The 19,351-nt window shown below is 65.5% G+C and carries 17 protein-coding genes; 9 read left to right on the forward strand and 8 right to left on the reverse strand.

Features of this window, described 5'->3' with window-relative positions:
* Positions 1 to 56 precede the first annotated feature (56 nt).
* Positions 57 to 1,667: a Na/Pi symporter gene (locus ACSHWJ_RS07470; protein WP_010959442.1), complete on the reverse strand. Its 1,611-nt coding sequence runs from the start codon at positions 1,665 to 1,667 to the stop codon at positions 57 to 59.
* A gap of 11 nt (positions 1,668 to 1,678) precedes the next feature.
* Entirely contained in the window at positions 1,679 to 2,200 is a 522-nt protein-coding gene (locus ACSHWJ_RS07475; protein ID WP_432539571.1) for a hypothetical protein, read from the reverse strand.
* Positions 2,201 to 2,297: 97 nt separating this feature from the next.
* On the opposite strand from ACSHWJ_RS07475, the gene ACSHWJ_RS07480 reads away from it, so the two are divergent.
* The gene (locus ACSHWJ_RS07480) at positions 2,298 to 2,672 is read left to right on the forward strand and encodes a polyphosphate kinase (RefSeq protein ID WP_256996344.1); all 375 of its coding nucleotides are present in this window, start codon (positions 2,298 to 2,300) and stop codon (positions 2,670 to 2,672) included.
* Between the two features lie 67 nt (positions 2,673 to 2,739).
* Complete coding sequence (locus ACSHWJ_RS07485) at positions 2,740 to 5,238, forward strand: glycogen/starch/alpha-glucan phosphorylase (RefSeq protein WP_017365933.1); 2,499 nt, start codon at positions 2,740 to 2,742, stop codon at positions 5,236 to 5,238.
* 22 nt (positions 5,239 to 5,260) lie between these two features.
* Here ACSHWJ_RS07485 and coaD read toward each other — a convergent pair whose 3' ends face one another.
* The 4 genes from coaD to ACSHWJ_RS07505 are packed head-to-tail and all read right to left on the reverse strand — an operon-like array spanning position 5,261 to position 8,996.
* The gene (gene coaD / locus ACSHWJ_RS07490; protein WP_010959438.1) at positions 5,261 to 5,749 is read right to left on the reverse strand and encodes a pantetheine-phosphate adenylyltransferase; all 489 of its coding nucleotides are present in this window, start codon (positions 5,747 to 5,749) and stop codon (positions 5,261 to 5,263) included.
* Positions 5,746 to 6,312, reverse strand: coding sequence for a 16S rRNA (guanine(966)-N(2))-methyltransferase RsmD (rsmD, locus tag ACSHWJ_RS07495; RefSeq protein WP_010959437.1), 567 nt, complete (start codon positions 6,310 to 6,312; stop codon positions 5,746 to 5,748). The genes coaD and rsmD overlap by 4 nt, the downstream gene beginning before the upstream one ends.
* Positions 6,302 to 7,627, reverse strand: a complete 1,326-nt coding sequence (locus ACSHWJ_RS07500) for a M16 family metallopeptidase (RefSeq protein WP_010959436.1) — start codon at positions 7,625 to 7,627, stop codon at positions 6,302 to 6,304. The genes rsmD and ACSHWJ_RS07500 overlap by 11 nt, the downstream gene beginning before the upstream one ends.
* Positions 7,617 to 8,996, reverse strand: a complete 1,380-nt coding sequence (locus ACSHWJ_RS07505; protein WP_010959435.1) for a M16 family metallopeptidase — start codon at positions 8,994 to 8,996, stop codon at positions 7,617 to 7,619. Before ACSHWJ_RS07505 ends, ACSHWJ_RS07500 begins: the two co-directional genes overlap by 11 nt.
* 79 nt (positions 8,997 to 9,075) lie before the next feature.
* On the opposite strand from ACSHWJ_RS07505, the gene cyoE reads away from it, so the two are divergent.
* From cyoE to rho, 7 genes are all read left to right on the forward strand, one after another.
* Positions 9,076 to 9,972 (forward strand): heme o synthase, encoded by an 897-nt coding sequence (gene cyoE, locus ACSHWJ_RS07510; RefSeq protein ID WP_010959434.1) that lies wholly within the window; start codon positions 9,076 to 9,078, stop codon positions 9,970 to 9,972.
* A gap of 163 nt (positions 9,973 to 10,135) precedes the next feature.
* Positions 10,136 to 11,734: an ExeA family protein gene (locus ACSHWJ_RS07515; protein WP_041360509.1), complete on the forward strand. Its 1,599-nt coding sequence runs from the start codon at positions 10,136 to 10,138 to the stop codon at positions 11,732 to 11,734.
* A gap of 21 nt (positions 11,735 to 11,755) precedes the next feature.
* Positions 11,756 to 12,565: a general secretion pathway protein GspB gene (locus ACSHWJ_RS07520; protein ID WP_010959432.1), complete on the forward strand. Its 810-nt coding sequence runs from the start codon at positions 11,756 to 11,758 to the stop codon at positions 12,563 to 12,565.
* Positions 12,566 to 12,692: 127 nt separating this feature from the next.
* Entirely contained in the window at positions 12,693 to 13,469 is a 777-nt protein-coding gene (locus tag ACSHWJ_RS07525; protein WP_010959431.1) for a GNAT family N-acetyltransferase, read from the forward strand.
* Positions 13,444 to 14,211, forward strand: a complete 768-nt coding sequence (locus ACSHWJ_RS07530) for a lysophospholipid acyltransferase family protein (RefSeq protein ID WP_432539572.1) — start codon at positions 13,444 to 13,446, stop codon at positions 14,209 to 14,211. The genes ACSHWJ_RS07525 and ACSHWJ_RS07530 overlap by 26 nt, the downstream gene beginning before the upstream one ends.
* A gap of 163 nt (positions 14,212 to 14,374) precedes the next feature.
* Positions 14,375 to 14,704 (forward strand): thioredoxin TrxA, encoded by a 330-nt coding sequence (gene trxA / locus ACSHWJ_RS07535; protein ID WP_010959429.1) that lies wholly within the window; start codon positions 14,375 to 14,377, stop codon positions 14,702 to 14,704.
* Between the two features lie 185 nt (positions 14,705 to 14,889).
* Positions 14,890 to 16,146, forward strand: a complete 1,257-nt coding sequence (gene rho / locus ACSHWJ_RS07540; RefSeq protein ID WP_010959428.1) for a transcription termination factor Rho — start codon at positions 14,890 to 14,892, stop codon at positions 16,144 to 16,146.
* Here rho and ACSHWJ_RS07545 read toward each other — a convergent pair.
* Both ACSHWJ_RS07545 and hemL read right to left on the reverse strand, forming a co-directional pair.
* Positions 16,143 to 18,068 (reverse strand): VTT domain-containing protein, encoded by a 1,926-nt coding sequence (locus ACSHWJ_RS07545; protein WP_432539573.1) that lies wholly within the window; start codon positions 18,066 to 18,068, stop codon positions 16,143 to 16,145. The genes rho and ACSHWJ_RS07545 overlap by 4 nt on opposite strands.
* Positions 18,065 to 19,345 (reverse strand): glutamate-1-semialdehyde 2,1-aminomutase, encoded by a 1,281-nt coding sequence (hemL, locus tag ACSHWJ_RS07550; RefSeq protein WP_010959426.1) that lies wholly within the window; start codon positions 19,343 to 19,345, stop codon positions 18,065 to 18,067. Before hemL ends, ACSHWJ_RS07545 begins: the two co-directional genes overlap by 4 nt.
* Positions 19,346 to 19,351 lie beyond the last annotated feature (6 nt).

Here is a 19,351-nt window from a genome sequence, read left to right on the forward strand (position 1 = left end):
GTGCGAAAAACTCCGTTGAGACCGAGCGGAAGAGAGGAAAGGAAGGCGGGCCGGAGTCACCCTGAAGCATGGGCCATCGGCCTGAAAGCCAGGTCTGGGAGCAGTTTGGCGAAGCGGTGCAACAGCCACACGCACAGCTCGAAGTCCGTATCCAAGGTGCCGGCCTCGATGCTCTGCTCTGTTTCCAGGGCCGCGACCCCGTCCGAATACGCCTGCCGGAGCGCTGTGACCGGCTCGCCGTGGCGGCGGGTCTGCGCATGGAATTCGGCGATCGCAGCCGAGTCCAGCGTGGTGACCGCTCCCACCGCCAGGGTGAGCAGGTGCTCCAACCGGGCTCGCAGAGGAGCGGCCACCACCTTTACCGGTCCGGGCAGGGCATCGAGATGGGTGGAGAATTCGGCGGAAGCTTCCGCGACATGCCGCACGAGGGCGAGCGCCGTCCGGAATCGGTACAGACGGGCGGTCTCGGCCGGCCCGAGCCCGTCGCGCAAGGCCAGCTTGACGCAGAAGCTCTCGATGGCGGCGGCGAGCCGGAGGAATTCCGGCTCCAGCAGGTCGGGGTCGGTATCGGCGGACGGCTTTCTTCCGTCCGGTCGGCGTGGCGCCACCCGCACAGAACCGAGCAGCCGCCCCAGTTCCTTCGTGAGAAGATCGAGCGCAGTCGGCGGATCCGTGAGTGCATGGCTGGACAGGAACGCCGGCTCGCCCAGCGCCTTTTCCGGCGCGGGCGGCCAGAAGCGGTCGAGCAGGCGGGCGCAGGCGGGCAGGAAAGGTGAGAGCGCCAGCGCTGGCAGCAGATTCGAGAGCAGAAACGCCACGGCGAGTTGGCCAGGGGGAGAAGCCGTCAGTTCCGCCACCAAGGCACCCACCAAGGGCACGCCGAAGTGCTCGCCCATGAACAGCGCCATCATCAGCAGCCCGCTGGCGAGGCAGAACAGGTCCTCGGTGCGGACCAGACGGACGGCATCGCCTTGCATGCCGAGAGCCAGCATGGCCCGCAGCGGAATCGCTCCCAGGTTGGTGCCATATATCATCGGAAGCGCGGCGGACGCCGGCATCGCCCCCGCCCCGCACAAGGTGATCACCAGCATCGTTGCCCCCGCGTTGGATTGCAGCAGCGCCGCGGCACCGAAACCGCAGGCGAAGGCGAACCAGGGCGAAGCCAGCGCCGTATCCAGACCTGCCCGGAACCAGGACTCGTTCTTCAACGGGGCGGCACCTGCCCCCATGTTTTCCAGCGCGAACAGCAACAGGCCGACGCCGAGCAGGGCAGCGGCGACGGTACTCCAGGGCTTGGCGCGCACGGAACCCAGGGCGATGCCGGTCCCGCCGACGAAATAGGCCACCAGCGGATGGATGTCGACGGCGGCGAGAAAAGCCAGGGCGGTGAGGCCGACGTTGGACCAGACGACAACGAGGCGGGCCGCCGCCGGCTTGATCAGGCCGCTGCCGAGCATGCTGGCCAGAATGAAAGTCACGGCGGTGGCGCTCTGGGTCAGCGCACCGCTCATGATGCCGAGCATCGAAGCCAGCGGCGGGATATGGGTGGCAGCCTCGACCGCGCGGCGGAACCCGCCGCCGCCCAACTCGGAAAGGCTCTGGCCGATCAGTCTGAGGCTGAGAAAGAACAGGCCCAAGCCGAGGACGAGTTGCTCGAAGGATTCCATGGAACGCGTGGCTATGCGGTTCGGGGGCTGCGCGGCAGCGGCATGGCGGGGACTACGGCGTCCATTCCTCGCACCCGCTGCCGGAGAGAGACCCGGGGTTTCTTCCCCCGGTCGTTGGAAGGCGGATCGTTCAGCACGTCACGGGCGGCGGCTCGGGCAAGCTTGTTGAGCAGCGGGTCTTTCTCCCCGTCGGACTGGTCCGGCAACGGTACGGCAGAACAGGTGACGACTGGCTTGCCCTGGATGTTCGCCACCGGCGAGACGGTTTCCAGCGTGTGCAGGGTGATGGCGGGCAAGGCCGCCGGGTCTTCGGACGGTAGAACCGAATCGGCGGTATTCCCGCCCAGATACCGAACGCCCAGCGCCGGTGAACGCTCCCTGCCGACATCGCACAATGCGCAGTCGTCCTGCTTTTCGCCGTGGCGCAGGATGACGATCTTGCCCGGAACGGCAAGCGCATGGGAACAAACCGCCAGCATCCCCGCCACCACTGCGAGGCGGCAGAATCCGGACCGCTTCTCGCCGCTTCTCATACCCCTCATCTGCAACCCCGCCTCCAGAAGGCTCGACCGGCATCAAGGAGACGCCATCGGCCCCATGGTAGCCGAGCTTCGGCGCCGGATGTTACGAATGAATCCGCAAAGACATCCGTTTCCTTCAATCTGCCTTAACAAACGTCCGGTACCGTTCCTGCCGCGTTTGACCGCTTGGCTCCGCCTTTCGGAACGGGCCGGCGCCGACGAAATCTACATCGGCAGCGCGGACTGGATGACGCGGAACCTCGACCAGCGCGTCGAAGCGGTCGCGCCGGTGGAGGACCCCGCCGCCGTCCGCCACCTTGAGCAGGTGCTGGATTTCCTGCTGAACGACAACCGCCACGCCTGGGACCTGCAGCCAGACGGACGCTATCTGCAACGGCAGCCAGCGGAAGGCGAACCCGAACGAGCCGCGCAGTCGCTGTTGATGGAGGGCGCCCGGCTGGGCGGATTCCAGGCACGATCTTGACAGGGACGAGCGTTTGCCCCTTTATCGGGAAAATTGCCGACACACCCTCCTCGACCCGGAACTCCCCATGGCAAGCAAGAAATCTGATCCGAAAAAGACCGCGCCGGCCCCGGATGCAGCGGAACACACCCGCACCGGCATGAGCCCGGAAATTCTCAAGGCCGCCTTCATCGACAACCTCACACTGGCCGTGGGTCGCCCCCTGGAAACGGCGGTGCCCGAGGACTGGTACCAAGCCATCGCACTGTCGGTGCGCGACCGCATCATGCAGCGCTGGGTCCGCCAGTTCGAAAAACGCAATGCCCCCGACGTACGCCAGGTCGCCTACCTGTCGGCGGAATTCCTCCCCGGTCCGCATCTGGGCAACAGCCTGCTCAATCTCGGCATCACCGACAATGCCCGCGAGGCACTGGCCGGCCAGGACCTCGACCTGTACATCGGACTGGAGGAGGAACCGGGCCTCGGCAACGGCGGCCTGGGGCGGCTCGCGGCCTGCTATCTGGACTCCCTGGCGACGCTGCGATACCCGGCGACGGGCTACGGCATCCGCTACGAATTCGGCATCTTCGACCAAGCCATCAAGGACGGATGGCAGGTGGAGACCACCGACAAATGGCTGCTGCCCGGCAACGTCTGGGAAATCAAGCGGCCGAACTTCGCCCAGGTGGTCAAGATCGGCGGACATACCGAGACTTTTACCGACCAGCACGGCGCCTTCCGGGTGCGCTGGATACCGGACCGCGTGGTGGTCGGCGTACCCTACGACACACCCATCGTCGGCTATTTGTCCGACTCCTGCGTCCTGCTCCGGCTGTGGAGTGCGGAGGCGGCCCAGTCGTTCGACTTCGCCGACTTCAACCGGGGCGACTATTACGGCGCGGTGGAGGAGAAAGTCTTTTCCGAGAACATCTCGAAAGTCCTTTACCCCAACGATGAGCAGCTCGAGGGCAAGCGCCTGCGCCTGGAACAGCAGTATTTCTTCGTCGCCTGCTCGATCAAGGACATGATCCGCCTGTGCTTGCGGCGGGGCTCGACGCTGGAGCGCTTCCACGAGATGTTCTGTGTCCAGCTCAACGACACCCACCCGGCCATCGCCGTGGCGGAGCTGATGCGGCAATTGGTGGACAAATATGCCATGCCGTGGGAGCGGGCCTGGGACATCACCCGCCGGACCTTCTCCTACACCAATCACACGCTGTTGCCGGAGGCCCTGGAAAAATGGCCGCTGCCGCTGTTCGGCTCGGTGCTGCCCCGGCACCTGGAAATCGTCTACGAGATCAACCGCCGCTTCCTCGACGAGGTCCGCACCCGTTTCCCAGGGGACGAGGACAAGATCGCGCGGCTGTCGATCATCGACGAAAGCGGCGAGAAATACGTGCGCATGGCCAACCTGGCGATGGTCGGGAGCCACACCGTCAACGGCGTCGCGGAATTGCACTCCGAGCTGGTGAAGACCCAGCTCTTCCCGGACTTCCACGACCTCGACCCGAAGCGTTTCCAGAACGTGACCAACGGCGTCACGCCGCGGCGCTTCCTGGGGCTGAGCAATCCGGGACTGACCCGGCTGATCGACGGGTGCATCGGCGACAGCTGGCTGTCGGATCTGGACCGGCTCAGGGAGCTGGAGGCTTTCGCCGGCGATGCCGGGTTCCAGCAGGACTGGATGCGGATCAAGCTGGAAAACAAGAGCCGGCTGGCCAGGATCATCCGCGACCGCACCGGTGTCGTGGTCGACCCGACCTCGCTGTTCGACATCCAGGTCAAGCGCATCCACGAATACAAACGCCAGCACCTGAACGTGCTGCACATCATCACGCTGTACCAGCGCCTCAAGCACGATCCCAGACTGCAGATCACGCCCCGGACCTTCCTGTTCGGCGGCAAGGCCGCACCCGGCTATTACATGGCCAAGCTGATCATCAAGCTGATCAACGCCGTCGCAGACACCGTGAATCAGGACCCCGCGGTGCGCGATCTCATCAAGGTCGTATTCCTGCCGGACTACAACGTCAAGCACGCGCAGAACATCTACCCGGCGGCCGACCTGTCCGAGCAGATCTCCACCGCCGGCAAGGAGGCCTCGGGCACCGGCAACATGAAACTGTCGTTGAACGGCGCGCTGACCATCGGCACGCTGGACGGCGCCAACGTCGAAATCCGTGAAGAGGTGGGGGCGGAGAATTTCTTCCTGTTCGGCCTGACCTGCGAGCAGGCAGCCCGGCTCAGGGCCGACGGCTACAATCCCGGCGACTACTGCCACGGTGATCCGGAACTGCGGGGCGTCATCGAACTGATCGACAGCGGCCTGTTCTCCCACGGCGACAGGGAGCTGTTCCGACCGCTCACCGCGCACCTGCTGGAACGGGACGATTATCTGCTGATGGCCGACTATCGGCCCTACGTCAACTGCCAGCAGCAGGTGGGGCACGCCTACCGTGACTGTCAGCACTGGACCCGCATGTCCATCCTCAACGTCGCCCGCATGGGCAAGTTTTCGTCGGACCGGGCGGTACGGGAGTACGCGGCGAACATCTGGAAACTGAAACCCTTCACCCCCGACCCATGAAAGCGGAGGAGGCGCAGCCGTTTCAGCCGGAACCGGCGAACTTGCGCATCAAAGCCGCTCTCACGTGCCCTGGCACGAAGGCCGAAACGTCGCCGCCGAATTTGGCGATCTCCCGGATGACCGAGGAAGAAAGGAAGGCATAGCTTTCGCCGGGGGTGAGAAAGATCGTTTCGATCTCCGGTCCCAGCGAACGGTTCATGCCCGCCATCTGGAATTCGAACTCGAAATCGGACACGGCGCGCAGGCCACGCAGGATCACGGTGGCGCCGTGAGTCCGGGCGCAGTCGACCAGCAGCGAGTTGAAACCCACGACTTCGACGTTGGGCATTTCGGCAACAGCCTCCCGGGCCAGTGCCAGACGCTCGCCGAAATCGAACAGCGGAGTCTTGGCCTTGCTCTCGGCCACCGCCAGGATGACGCGGTCGAAGATGCGGCTGGCGCGGCCCACCAGGTCCGCATGCCCCAGGGTGATGGGATCGAAAGTGCCGGGATAGATAGCGGTGACGTTCAAACGGGAGATTCCTCGAGACGCTGATACAAACGGTAGGCGACGTCACCGCTGGCTTTTTCCCGCAGCAGCGTCCAGTTGGCCGGAATTCCGTCAGGCGCGGGTCCGGCCTCGGCTTCCACGTAGATTCTGGCGCCGGGCTTCAGCCAGCCGCCCTGTTCCAGTTTTCGGCAGCAGGGACCGACCTGGCCAGTGCGAAAAGGCGGATCCAGGAACACCAGGTCGAAGACTTCCGGGCGCCCCGAAAGGAATTTCATGGTTTCGGCACACACCACGGTGATCTGCCCCGCATTCAGCATCGCACAGGATTGTTTCAGTACCCTGCAGACCCTGGGATTGCGCTCGACCTGGATCACCCGCGCCGCCCCCCGCGAGGCCGCCTCGAAACCCAGCGCCCCGCTGCCGGCGTAAAGGTCGAGGCAGACTGCGCCTCCTATGTGCTGCTGCAGCCAGTTGAAGACGGTTTCCCGCACCCGGTCGGGGGTCGGGCGCAGGCCGGGCTCCGGCGCGAACCGGATCCGCCGGCTGCGCCACAGCCCGCCGATGATGCGCAGCTCATTGCGCACTTTCGGCTGCGGAATTCGCGCCCACCAGCACCGTCTGCAGCCGGTCCGGATGGATGCGCGCCTGCCAGACCCGACGGACATCGTCCTTGGTCACGGCCTCGATTTTCGGGATGTACGTCGCCAGGTAATCGAGCGGCAGGCCGTAGAACGCCATGGAGGCGATCTGCTCGACCAGTTTCTGGTTGCTGTCGAGCCGCAGCACGAAGCCGCCGACGATGTTCTTCTTGGCCGCATCCAGCTCCTTGTCGCTCGGCCCTTTGGCAATGAAATCCCTGAGCGTCTGCAGCAGCACGGTCAATGCCTCGTCGGCCTTCTCGTTGCGGGTCTGCAGTCCCATCAGGAACGGCCCCTCGACCCGGAACGGATAGAAGTGGCTGTGGGCACTGTAGGACAGCCCGCGCTTCTCCCGCACCTCCTCGCTGATCCGCGACACCAGACCGCTGCCGCCGAGGATATGGTTGCCCACGTACAACGGGAAATAGTCCGGATCGTTGATGCGCATGCCGGGCTGACCGGAATACACGTGGGTCTGCTCGGAAGGGAAGGCGCGCCTGAGAGTCTGCGCTGGCTGATCCATCGGCACCGGCGGCAGAGGGGCGGCGGCCTCGCCCGGCGGCAGGGCCGACACCAGGTCGTCGGCGATCTTTTCCGCCTGCGCCCGCTCGATGTCCCCGACCAGCGCCACCACCGCGTTCCTGGCCACGTAGAACTTGCGGTAGAAGGCCTCCAGGTCGTCCCGGGTGAGCTTCTCCACGGTGGCGACATGGCCGTCCTTGGGGTGGGCGTACGGGTGATCGCCGTATACCGCCTCGAAGAAGGCGATACCCGCCAGGTCGGCGGGCGACTCTTCACGCTGTTTCAGCGCCAGCAGCACGCGGTTCTTTTCCCGCTCGAAATCCTCTGCCGCGAAGCGGGGTTTCGCCAGGATGACCCTGGCGGTCTCCAGCGCCGGCTGGAGCAGGTTGGGCTGGGTCAGGCTACGCAGCGAGAGCGAGGCACTGTCGCGGGAAATCCCGGTGCCCAGCACCGCCCCCACGCCGTCCAGGCGCTGGGCGATGGCGTCGGCATTCCAGTCGCCGGCACCGGTGTCCAGCACCGCGGAGGTCAGCGCGGCCAAGCCGAACTGCCCGCCATCGCGGGCACTGCCGGCGTCGAACACCACGCGGACGTCCAGCAGCGGCAGCCCCTGGGTCCGGGCGAAATACACCCTGGCCCCGTTGGCCGTAGTCCAGGTCTGGATTTCCGGCAAGGCGAACACACCCTGCAACGGCAGCAGGACGAACAAGAGAACGACGGCGAAGCGCTTAACGGACATGGCCGCCTCCCATGCCTTCGGGACCTTCCTGGATCTTCGCCCCTTCCGGGATCGGCTGTGGCTCGAGATGGGCGATGGTGAGCCCGTCGTCGATCAGGTATTTCCGGGCTACTTCACGCACCTGCTCGGCCGTCACGGCATTGATCTTGTCCACGTATTCCTCCACTTTCCGCCAACCCAGACCCACGGTCTCGGCCATACCGAGCTGCATCGCCTGATAAAACACCGAATCCCTCTGATACACGTTGCTCGCCAGCACCTGGGCCTTGACCCGGGCCAGCTCGTCCTCGGCGACCGGCTCCTCGCGCAGCCGGCGGACCTCTTCCAGCAAAGCCGCTTCCAGCTCCGCCACGGTCTTCCCCTGCGCGGGCGTTCCCTCGAGGCTGAACAGTGGCGACAGCCGGGCATAAAGATCGTAGCCGGCTCCGACGCCCGCCGCGATCTGCCGGCCCCGAACCAGGCGGCTGGTCAAACGCGCGCTGTTGCCGCCGTCGAGAATGCCGGCCGCCACTTCCAGGGCGTAGGCCTCCCATTCCGCGGCGGCAGTCTTGAGCGAGGGCACCTTGTAACCCATTTCCAGGTGCGGCAGCTTCGCCGGCACCTTGACCACCATCCGCCGCAAGCCGAGCTGGGGCACCTCGCCCTGCGGCTTCAGCGCCGGCAGCTTGGCCGGTTTGAGTGGGCCGAAGTGCTTCCTGGCCAGCTCGAACACCTCCCCGGGAGCGACGTCGCCGACCACCACCAGCGTGGCGTTGTTGGGCGCGTACCAGCGCTGATACCAGGCGCTCAGATCGTCCAGCGTGAGACCGGCCACGTCCTCGGGCCAACCGATCACGGGGTTGCGGTAGGGGCTGTCGGTGAAGGCGACCGCATGGAAATGCTCTTCCATCCGTGCGTGGGGCTGGTCCTCGGTACGCAGCCGCCGCTCCTCGATCACCACCTGCTGCTCCTTGACGAATTCGTCCTGCAGCAGCCTGAGATTGCGCATCCGGTCCGCCTCCAGCTCCAGACTCACCGGCAGGCGGCTCCGCTCCAGGGTCTGGAAATAGGCCGTGTAATCCTGCCCGGTGAAGGCGTTTTCACTCCCCCCGTTTGCTGCGATAATGCGGGAAAACTCCCCCGGCGGATGCTTCTTCGTGCCCTTGAACATCATGTGTTCGAGCATGTGCGACACGCCGGTGATACCGCCGTATTCGTAGCTCGATCCGACCTTGTACCAGACCTGCGACACGGCGACTGGCGCGCGGTGGTCCTCCTGAACCAGCACCCTGAGGCCGTTGGCCAGGGTGAATTCGTGCACCTGGGGCGGTGCCGCCGGCGCCGCCAGAGGCAGCGCCATGAGCAGAAATCCGAGTCTCGGTATCGACATTGAACTGAACTCCGTTGATGAAGCGGCCGGCCTGGCCGTCGTGAAGCCGGGGCATTTTAACCCAACCGATTCTTGAGCGATGACGACGAATTCCAGCGGCAAACCGGCTGGCGGCATCTCCTGGCGTACCTATCTGGCCCTGTGCAAACTGAAAGTGGTGGGCCACATCGTGTTCACCGCCATCATCGGCATGTTCCTGGCCGTGCCGGGCGTGCCGCCGCTGGACACCGCCTTCTGGGCTTCGCTCGGCATCGGCTTCGCCGCCGCCTCGGCGGCGGCGCTCAACCATTTCCTCGACCGCCACGCCGACGCCGAGATGGCCCGGACCCAGAACCGTCCGCTGCCCTCCGGCGACATCCGTCCGGCTCAGGTCGTCGGCTTCGCACTGGTGCTGGGCATCGTCGCCATGGCGATCCTGATCGCCTTCGTGAACATGCTGACAGCCTTTCTGACCTTCCTGTCGCTGATCGGCTATGCGGTCATCTACACCGTCTATCTGAAGCGGGCCACCCCGCAGAACATCGTGATCGGCGGCGCTGCCGGAGCCGCACCGCCGGTGCTGGGCTGGTGCGCCGTCACCGGATCGGTGCACCCGTACGCTCTGCTGCTGTTTCTGCTGATCTTCGTCTGGACCCCGCCGCATTTCTGGGCCTACGCCATCGCCAAACGCGACGACTACGCCAAGGTCGACATCCCGATGCTGCCGGTGACCCACGGCATCGCCTTCACCCAGCTCCACATCCTGCTCTACACCATCCTGCTGTTCCTGGCCGGCCTCATGCCCTATGTCACCGGCATGAGCGGTGAAATCTACCTGGCCGCCGCCCTGATCTTCGGCGGCATCTTCGTCTATTACGCCATCCGCCTGAAGCGCAAGGCCGATCCCCGCCTCGCCATGCAGACCTTCGCCTATTCGCTGGTCTATCTGGTGGGGATATTCTCCGCACTCCTGGTGGATCATTACATCGTGCTGTGAACGGTTGACGGGTCTTCCCGTCCAGTCGGCCCGGGAAAGCCTTTCTTCCGCCGGCGGGTTTGCGGCGGCTCGCGCCCGTCGCCCCTCGCCCGGCTTCCGGTGACGGCTGCCCATGCCCTTCGATTCGGATTACCATTCCCGGATTCTCCCCGGTCGAGAAACGATGTACACCCGATTCTTCCGGCTCACCGACGCGCCGTTTTCGATCGCGCCGAACCCCCGGTTCCTGTACCCCAGTGCCAGACACCGCGAGGCTCTGGCCCACCTCATTTACGGCATCAAGGAGGAAGGCGGCGGCTTCGTCGCCCTCACCGGCGAAGTCGGCACCGGCAAGACCACCCTGTGCCGTTGCCTGATCGAACAGTTGCCGGAAAACGTCGACGTCGCCCTGATCCTGAACCCCCGCCTGGACGCACTGGAACTTCTCGCCGCCGTCTGTGACGAACTGCACATCGGCTATCCGCAGGCAGGCGCCAGTCTCAAGCTTCTGGTCGATTCCCTGAACGAGTACCTCCTCACCGCCCATGCCAAAGGGCGGCGCACGGTGCTGGTGATCGACGAGGCGCAGAATCTGAGCTTCGACGTGCTGGAGCAGATTCGCCTCCTGACCAATCTCGAAACCAGCGAGCGCAAGCTCCTCCAGATCATCCTGATCGGCCAGCCGGAACTGACCCGGCTGCTGGAACAGAAGCGGCTACGGCAGCTCGCCCAGCGCATCACCGCGCGCTACCATCTGACACCGCTCACCCGCGCGGAAACCATCGACTACATCCAGCACCGGCTCTCGGTCAGCGGCTGCCCCGCCCCGCTGTTCACACGCCCGGCGCTGGCGGCGGTTCACCGGCTGTCCGGGGGAATTCCGCGTCTGATCAACATCATCTGCGACCGGGCATTGCTGGGTGCCTACGCACAGGGCAAATTCCAGGCGGACCGCACCACCGTCCGGCGCGCGGCCCGGGAGGTCCTGCCACGGAACCTGCATCCCCGCTTCCTGCGGCGGCTGCTCCTGGGGGTGGCGGTCGTGGCCCTGAGCGGCGCGGGGATCGCCCTCATCGGCCGCACGCCCGGCGGCAACACCGCATCATCCGCGCAGGAAGCGCCTGCAACCACACCGACCGCTCCACCCCGAGCCGCGCCGGAGACGGTCCTGCCGGCGGCAGCGACCGGCCGCGCCCGTTTCGAAGATCTGCTGAAATCGAAAGGCCGGGACGAATCCGCCGCCTTTGACCGGCTGTTCGCGCTCTGGCGAATCGAAGCAGGCGCCGGCAAGCCGTGCGCCACCGCAGAGCGCCAGGGTCTGCGCTGTCTCAGCGAGGATTCCGGCTGGCCGGGCCTGCGCCCGCTGAATCACCCGGCGGTGCTGGAATTCGCCCTCCCTGGCGGGGAAAAGCGCTATGGCACGCTGACCGGCATCGCCGGCGATCTGGCGACGGTGGAATTCGGCGGCGAGCCCGCGACCCTGCCGCTGACGGAAAACCTGCCGTTCTGGGAAGGCAGGTTCACGCTGCTGTGGCGTCCGCCGGCGGCGAATGTCACCGTACTCCGGCCCGGCGAATCGTCACCCGCGGTCAAATGGCTGCGCCAGCATTTTCCGGCAAAAAAGAAACCCGCCGACCCCCAGCGCTTCGACGAAGCCCTGAAAGCCCAGGTCGCCGCCTTCCAGAAACAGCACGGCCTGATTGTCGATGGTACCGTCGGACCGCATACTTTCATCCGCCTGCTCAACGAAACGAAGGGCGCCGACGCGCCGCACCTGGAATGACCTCTTCGCCCGGTTAGATCGATGTCCTATATCCTCGATGCGCTCCGCAAATCGGAGCGGGAACGAAAGCTCAGCCAAGCCGCCTCACTGGACAGCGTGATCTTCTCACCGGAACCGGTGCCTGGACGCCCTTGGCTGCCGTGGGTCCTGGGTGTGGTAGTCGTCGCCAACGTGGCGGCGTTGGGCTATTTTCTGGGACTCACCTCGGGCAGCCCGCCGGCGCCCGACGCGCCGGCAAGTCAGTCGCCGCCCTCCTTGACCCGGGAAATTCCTTCAATGACGGCGCCCGTGGCGGCCACCCAACCGTCGCCCCCTCCTGCGGCGACGGTGCCGCCTTTCGCCCGCCGGCTCGGCGGCGCCGACGCCCCCCCCAGAGGGCTCCATCCGCACCCGGCCGCACCGCCGGCGGCGGTCCGGCCCGTCGGCGGCAAGGGACCGGAAACCGAGACCGGAGAAGCGGCGGAAGAGGATGCCGGGGACGAAACGATGGCCGGCGAAATCGACGATGCGACCGAAGCGGAGGAGGAGGACCCGGAAACCGAGGCTCCGGTACGGAAGGCACCGCCGCCCGCTCCGGCCACGCCCGCGCCAAGGCGGGATACGGTTCCCTTGCTCAGCGAAATGCCACCCTCCTTCCAGAGCCGGGTTCCGCAGCTCAAGATCAACCTGTTCGCCTACGGTCCGCACCCCGACGACCGCTTCGCCGTCATCAACATGAAACGACACTCGGCGGGCGATACCGTCGCCGAAGGGGTGCGCCTGGAAAGCGTGGACGAATCCAGCCTGACCTTGGTCTTCGAAGGGCAACGCTTCCGCCTGGAACGCCCCTGATTCGGCTGCGGCTGGCCTGATCGAAAACCCCGGCTTTCATCCAAACGTCACCGAGTCTTAGCCAATCTGTCAATTCTGCTCCGTATCTTCTGCCGAACCTCTTTATCAAGTTCGCGGGAGATATACGTTGGGAGCACCGGAATCACGCACGAGTCGGCCGGGCCGGCTCACGGCATTCGTCGCGAGAGACGAAGCGACGATCGTTGCCGCACAGAAACTTCGCTACCGCGTCTTCGCCGAGGAAATGGGGGCGCGCCTGCACACGCCCATCGACGGTCTCGACATCGACGAATTCGACGCCTATTGCGACCACCTGGTGGTCATGGACAACCGCGAGCGCCGCGTCATCGGCAGCACCCGCCTGCTGAGCGACAGCCAGGCCAAACGGCTGGGCCGCTTCTATTCGGAAGGCGAGTTCAGCCTGTCCGGCGTCCTCGCCCTGAAAGGACGATTCCTCGAGATCGGCCGCACCTGCGTGGACCCGAACTACCGTGGCGGCGCCGTCATCGCCTGCCTATGGGGGGCCCTGTCGGAATACGTCACGCAAGGCGGCTTCGACCACCTGATGGGCTGCGCCAGCATCCCGCCGGGCCCGAGCGGTTTCGCGGTGGACGCGGTCTACCGCAACGTCGGGGAAGGACGACTGGGACCGGCAGAGCTGGGTGTCCGGCCCCGCCACCCGGTCCCCGCCTGGAAACGCTGCCAGCGCGACGAGAGCGGCGTCCCCCCCCTCCTGCAAGCTTATCTGCGGCTGGGCGCCTGGGTTTTCGGCGAACCCTGCTGGGACGAGGATTTCGACGTCATGGACGTCTTCGTCCTGCTGAAGATGGAACGCCTGCAAGGACGCTATGAACGCCACTTCGTCGGAGGCGAGCGGAATGCCGCGCTTCAGACAGGCCTATAGGGCCGTCCTGGTGACGGCCGCCTGCCTGGGCGGCATGGCGGCCGTGGTGCTGCTGTTCCCCCCCTTGCGGGCCCTGGGAGAAAACCGCGCCCAGTGCCTGCGGGACAGGGTCCAGATGGCCTGGTTCCGCACCCTCCTGCTCATCCTCGGTGTGCACGTCGAACGCCGTGGCCGATGGAACCCCGACGCGCCGCTGTGGGTCGCCAACCACATTTCCTGGCTGGACATCGTCGTCATCGGCGCTCAGGCTCCGCTGACCTTCATCTCCAAACAGGATGTCGCCGGCTGGCCGGTGTTTGGTTTCCTCGCCCGTCGCACCGGCACCTTGTTCCTGCGGCGGGGCGACCGCGAAGATACCCAGCGGCTCGGCGAGCGGATGACCTGGCTGCTGCGCCAGAAACGCACCCTGCTGCTGTTCCCGGAAGGCACCAGCTCCAGCGGAGAGACCGTGCTGCGGTTCCATCCCCGTCTGTTCCAGCCGGCCAAACGCGCCGGCGTCGCAGTGCAGCCGGTCGCGCTGGCTTACCGGGGGGATGCCGGCAAAATCGCGCCGTTCGTCGGCGAGGCTGCGTTTCTTCCCCACCTCCTGAGGATGCTGGGGATTCCCCGGACCGTGGCCGAACTGAGTTTCGGCCTCGCCATCGACAGCGAACACCTCAACCGCGACGAACTGGCCCACGCGGCCCGCCAGACGGTCGTCGGCTGCCTGGGAAAAGGCGAAACACGGCGGCAGGTCGCCTGAATCGACGCCCTGACCGGTTGCCGGAGCTCAGCCGTCTCTGAGAGGACTTGCATCCATGGCGTTTTGGCCCGAAAATGCCAGCCATCTACGCAATCACGGCCCGCTGCAGGCACGCCTTGAGTCCAGGGAGCGGGCCGGTGATCACCTACGAGGAGCCGCCCAAGTGAGCAGTGACAAAATCCTTCATGTGACCGACGCCGAATTCGAAGACAAGGTCCTCAAGGCACCCGGACCGGTGCTGGTGGACTACTGGGCCGAATGGTGCGGCCCGTGCAAGATGATCGCTCCCATCCTCGACGAGATCGCCGGCGAATACGAAGGCCGCCTGACCGTCGCCAAGCTCAACATCGACGACAACCCGGCGACCCCGCAGCGTTACGGTGTGCGGGGCATCCCCACCTTGATGGTATTCAAGGGCGGTGAAGTGGTCGCCAGCAAGGTGGGCGCATTGACCAAATCCCAGCTCGCGGCCTTCCTCGAAGGCAATATGTAACCTCCCGGGCATTCGCCGTCATTCCCCGGAGCGAATGCCCCTTTCGTCCGAAGCATCGAGCGCCCCGTTTTTTCCCCTGACCCGACAGCGTTCTGTCGGATTGACCCTGACCCCGAGTCCAGCGGCCTTCCTGGCCAATTCTCCCGGACTTTTCCCATACCCCGATAATTCCTCAATGGAAACGCATGAACCTCACTGACCTCAAGCGCAAGCCCGTATCCGAACTGATCGAAATCGCCGAATCCCTGGACATCGAAGGCGTCGCCCGAACCCGCAAGCAGGATCTGATCTTTTCGATCCTGAAGAAACTGGCAAAAAGCGGCGAAGACATCTATGGCGACGGGGTGCTGGAAATCTTGCAGGATGGCTTCGGATTCCTGCGCTCGCCGGACAGTTCCTTCCTCGCCGGACCCGATGACATCTATGTGTCGCCGAGCCAGATCCGGCGCTTCAGCCTGCGCACCGGCGACACCATTTCCGGCAAGATACGGCCGCCCAAGGACAGCGAGCGTTATTTCGCCATGCTCAAGGTCGAGCAGATCAATTACGAACCTCCGGAAAACGCCAAGCACAAGATCCTGTTCTCGAACCTGACGCCGCTGTTCCCGGTCCAGCGTTTCGTGCTGGAACTGGGCAACGGTACCACGGAAGACCTGACCGCACGGGTGATCGACCTGGTCGCCCCCATCGGCAAGGGTCAGCGCGGCCTGATCGTATCGCCGCCGAAAGCCGGCAAGACGATGATGCTGCAGAACGTCGCCCATTCCATCGCAGAGAAGAATCCCGAGTGCTATCTGATCGTGCTGCTCATCGACGAACGGCCGGAGGAAGTCACCGAGATGCAGCGCAGCGTCAAGGGCGAGGTCGTCTCCAGCACCTTCGACGAGCCGCCCGCACGGCATGTCCAGGTCGCCGAAATGGTCATCGAAAAGGCCAAGCGTCTGGTCGAACACAAACGGGACGTGGTCATCCTGCTGGATTCCATCACCCGCCTGGCACGCGCCTACAACACGGTGGTGCCGTCCTCGGGCAAGGTGCTGACCGGCGGCGTCGACGCCAATGCCCTGGAACGTCCCAAGCGCTTCTTCGGCGCGGCCCGCAACATCGAAGAAGGCGGCAGCCTGACCATCATCGCCACCGCCCTCATCGACACCGGCTCGCGCATGGATGAAGTGATCTACGAAGAATTCAAGGGCACCGGCAACATGGAGCTGCACCTCGAACGCAAGATCGCGGAGCGGCGCATCTACCCCGCCATCAACATCAACCGTTCGGGCACCCGTCGCGAAGAATACCTCGTCGATCCGGACGAACTGCAGAAAAGCTGGATTCTGCGCAAGATATTGCAGCCCATGGACGAAATGGCGGCCAACGAGTTCCTGCTGGGCAAGCTCAAGGACTCGAAGACCAACCGTGAGTTCTTCGACATGATGAAACGCTAAGGCACCGGCTTCCAGCGCTCCCGGATCAGAACCGCCGGGGATCCGGGATCCCGCATCACCGGGGTGGCAACGAGCCCCGGGATGCGCTCCGGCGCCAGGAGCATCGCGGCATCGATGCGGTCCGAGTCGCCCGCCTCCCGGAAATAGCCCAGGAAACCGAAGCGGTTGACCGCTTCGAGCCGGTCTATCCTGCCCACCCAAAGCGGGACGCCGTCTTCCGCCAGCACGAACCGGCTCGGCCACAGCCGCAGCACCGTCCAGCGCCCGCCGTGTTCGGGCCGCAACATGCGCAAGGCGTCTTCGCTGTCCTCGTTGAAACGCGCCAGCACCGGCCATTCCTCCGGTTTCGCCCGCGGGTTGAACCATTGCAGCGCCGACTGCCAGGACAATGGCGCCGCCATCCGCCAGCCCAGCTTTTCGAGGTTCTCCCGCGCGCCACTCAGGGAGGTCGCCCACTGAATCGGCAAAGGCTGGTGCGGTCGCCCCAACGGCTGCAGCCGGTAAGCCGGCAGCCGTTTCCAGCCGTCCGCGAGCCACTCGGCGGTCGTCATCCGGCGAACGAGCGGGGCATGCACGAATTCCGCCGGACCGTGCCGCACGGCTGCGGCCGCCAGCACCAGCGCCAGACAAACCGTCACCAGCGCCGCAACAGCCGGCGATGCCGCCTTCGCTTCGCAATGCCTACGGCAGGCGATTCCCAACGGAACCGTCCATGACAGACCGATCGCCAGGGCGAACAGGACCTGGGGTATTTCACTGTGTTCCAGGTAAATACGGGCGAATCCCAAGGCCGCGACCAGCGCCGCCGCCGCCGCGTACGCCACCCATCCCCCGACCCTCCGGAACACCGGCGCCACGAGAACCGCGACAAAGCCGGACGCCACGCCTCCACGCAACACATGACCATCGAACGCCGGCAGGACGAACCCATGGTCTCCCAGCCAGCCCAACGACAGCGCGAAGACCGTCGCGATCAACCAGTGGGCAAGGGCGACGAACCAACGCTGGAAGCCGAGCCAAAGCGCCAGTACGCCGAATCCGATCAGCAGGGTTTCACGGCTCCCCAACGACTCCAGCACCGTGAAACCGTAATCCGCCGCCGGCGTGCGCCATGCGGCGAACGAAACGGGCAACGGAGGAACCGTGAACGACCGCCCCAGGGCGAAAACCACCGCGAAAATGAGACCGCCGACCAGCGCCAGCCCCCCGTAGTCCCGCCGCTCGGAATCGAGCAACGGCAGCGTGATGCGACCGAGCAGACGGTGCTCTCCGGCGATGCGGAACATCAGCAGGATCAGGTCGCGGGCTCTGGGCTGCAGGAACGCATAGACACGCACCGTCGCCCACACCGCGAACCACAGCAAAGCGATGAGCCCGAGCCCGAGCCCGACCAGCCGGGCCGTCGTTCCCGAGGCCAGTTCCAGCGATGCCCCGAACAGGACCCCCGGGGCCAGGAATACGGGAACCCACAGGGCCGCCGCCACGGCGCTGTAGCCGACGAAGCGGCCTGCCGGCATGCCGGCCATGCCGGCCACCAGGGGTACGATACCGCGCACGGCGCCGAAGAACCGGCCGAACAGGACGCCATGGCCGCCGTAACGCCGGAAGAAGTGGGCCCCCCGCTCCAGCACCGCCGGGAACCGGCTGAAAGGCCAGACGGTCCGGATCCGCTGACCATGGCGCCAGCCCAGCCAGAAACTGATGCCATCCCCCAGGAGCGCGCCACTCAATGCCCAGACATACGTCGAGACGAAATCCATCGAGCCGCCGCCCACCAGCGTACCGAAAGTAAAGATCAGGACCGTGCCGGGCAGCAGCAGGCCCACGACCGCGAGCGATTCGGCCAGAACGATGGCGAACACCGCCAGCCCAGCGAGATGCGGGTGCTGGCCAACCCACAGATGGACGGCTTCCAGGCTCAAAGTCCGGCGAATACCCGCTCGGCCGCGGTGAGGGTGCGGTCCAGGATCTGGTAGTCGTGGGCCGCGGACACGAAGCCGGCCTCGAAAGCCGAAGGCGCGAGGTAGACCCCCTCTTCCAGCATGCCGTGGAAAAACCGCCGGAAACGCTCCTGGTCGCAGGCCATGACCTGATCGAACCGGCTCACCCCTTGCTGTTCGGTGAAGAACAGGCCGAACATACCCCCGACCCAGTTGACGCATAGGGGAATCCCCGCCTGCTCGGCCCGGACCCGCAGTCCCTCCGCCAGATGGCGGGTCTTTTCCGCCAGCTCATCGAAAAACTTCGGCTGCGAGATCAGCTCCAGCGTCTTCAGTCCCGCCGCCATGGCCACGGGGTTGCCCGACAGCGTCCCGGCTTGGTAAACCTGCCCCACCGGCGCGAGCTGCTCCATGATGTCGAGCCGGCCACCGAAAGCCCCGACCGGCATGCCACCGCCGATGACCTTGCCCAGCGTCGTCAGATCCGGGCAAATACCGTAATGCGCCTGGGCGCCGCCCAGCGCCACCCGGAAGCCGGTCATCACTTCGTCGAAAATCAACACCGCGCCGCTGGCGTCGCAGACGTCGCGCAGGGTCTCCAGGAAGCCCGGAACCGGCGGTACGCAGTTCATGTTGCCGGCCACGGGTTCGACGATGATGCAGGCGATCTCGGCGCCGTGACGCGCGAAGACGTCCCGCACCGCGGCGGCATCGTTGTAAGGCAGGACGAGGGTGTGTTCCGCCAGGTTGGCCGGCACACCGGGCGAGCTGGGCGCGCCGAGGGTGAGGGCGCCGGAACCGGCTTTGACCAGGAGTGAATCGGAATGGCCATGGTAACAGCCCTCGAATTTCACGATCTTGTCGCGACCGGTGTATCCGCGCGCCAGTCGGATGGCACTCATGGTCGCCTCGGTGCCGGAACTGACCATCCTCACCCGGTCCAGCGAGGGCATCAGCGCACAAACCGTCTTCGCCATGGCCGTCTCGGCCACCGTCGGCGCGCCATAGCTCAGACCCCGGTCGACCGCGGCATGCACCGCCGTCAAGACTTCCGGATGGGCATGGCCAAGTATCATCGGTCCCCAGGAACCGACGTAATCGATATAGGCCTTGCCATCCACGCCATAGACGTAAGGGCCTTCGGCGCGATCGACGAACACCGGCGTCCCCCCCACGCCGCGGAAGGCGCGGACCGGAGAGTTCACCCCGCCGGGAATGAAACGGCAGGCATCGGCGAAGAGAGTGGTCGAATCGAGCATGAAGGG

This window comes from Methylococcus sp. S1M (assembly GCF_051295855.1).
GTDB classification, from domain to species: domain Bacteria; phylum Pseudomonadota; class Gammaproteobacteria; order Methylococcales; family Methylococcaceae; genus Methylococcus; species Methylococcus capsulatus.

Coding starts and splice junctions, on each gene's coding strand:
- ACSHWJ_RS07475 (WP_432539571.1), bottom strand. CDS start 2,200: ATGAGAAGCGGCGAGAAGCGGTCCGGATTCTGCCGCCTCGCAGTGGTG.
- ACSHWJ_RS07515 (WP_041360509.1), top strand. CDS start 10,136: ATGTACACCCGATTCTTCCGGCTCACCGACGCGCCGTTTTCGATCGCG.
- cyoE (WP_010959434.1), top strand. CDS start 9,076: ATGACGACGAATTCCAGCGGCAAACCGGCTGGCGGCATCTCCTGGCGT.
- ACSHWJ_RS07480 (WP_256996344.1), top strand. CDS start 2,298: ATGAATCCGCAAAGACATCCGTTTCCTTCAATCTGCCTTAACAAACGT.
- rho (WP_010959428.1), top strand. CDS start 14,890: ATGAACCTCACTGACCTCAAGCGCAAGCCCGTATCCGAACTGATCGAA.
- ACSHWJ_RS07530 (WP_432539572.1), top strand. CDS start 13,444: ATGCCGCGCTTCAGACAGGCCTATAGGGCCGTCCTGGTGACGGCCGCC.
- ACSHWJ_RS07500 (WP_010959436.1), bottom strand. CDS start 7,627: ATGTCCGTTAAGCGCTTCGCCGTCGTTCTCTTGTTCGTCCTGCTGCCG.
- ACSHWJ_RS07505 (WP_010959435.1), bottom strand. CDS start 8,996: ATGTCGATACCGAGACTCGGATTTCTGCTCATGGCGCTGCCTCTGGCG.
- ACSHWJ_RS07485 (WP_017365933.1), top strand. CDS start 2,740: ATGGCAAGCAAGAAATCTGATCCGAAAAAGACCGCGCCGGCCCCGGAT.
- ACSHWJ_RS07520 (WP_010959432.1), top strand. CDS start 11,756: ATGTCCTATATCCTCGATGCGCTCCGCAAATCGGAGCGGGAACGAAAG.
- ACSHWJ_RS07470 (WP_010959442.1), bottom strand. CDS start 1,667: ATGGAATCCTTCGAGCAACTCGTCCTCGGCTTGGGCCTGTTCTTTCTC.
- hemL (WP_010959426.1), bottom strand. CDS start 19,345: ATGCTCGATTCGACCACTCTCTTCGCCGATGCCTGCCGTTTCATTCCC.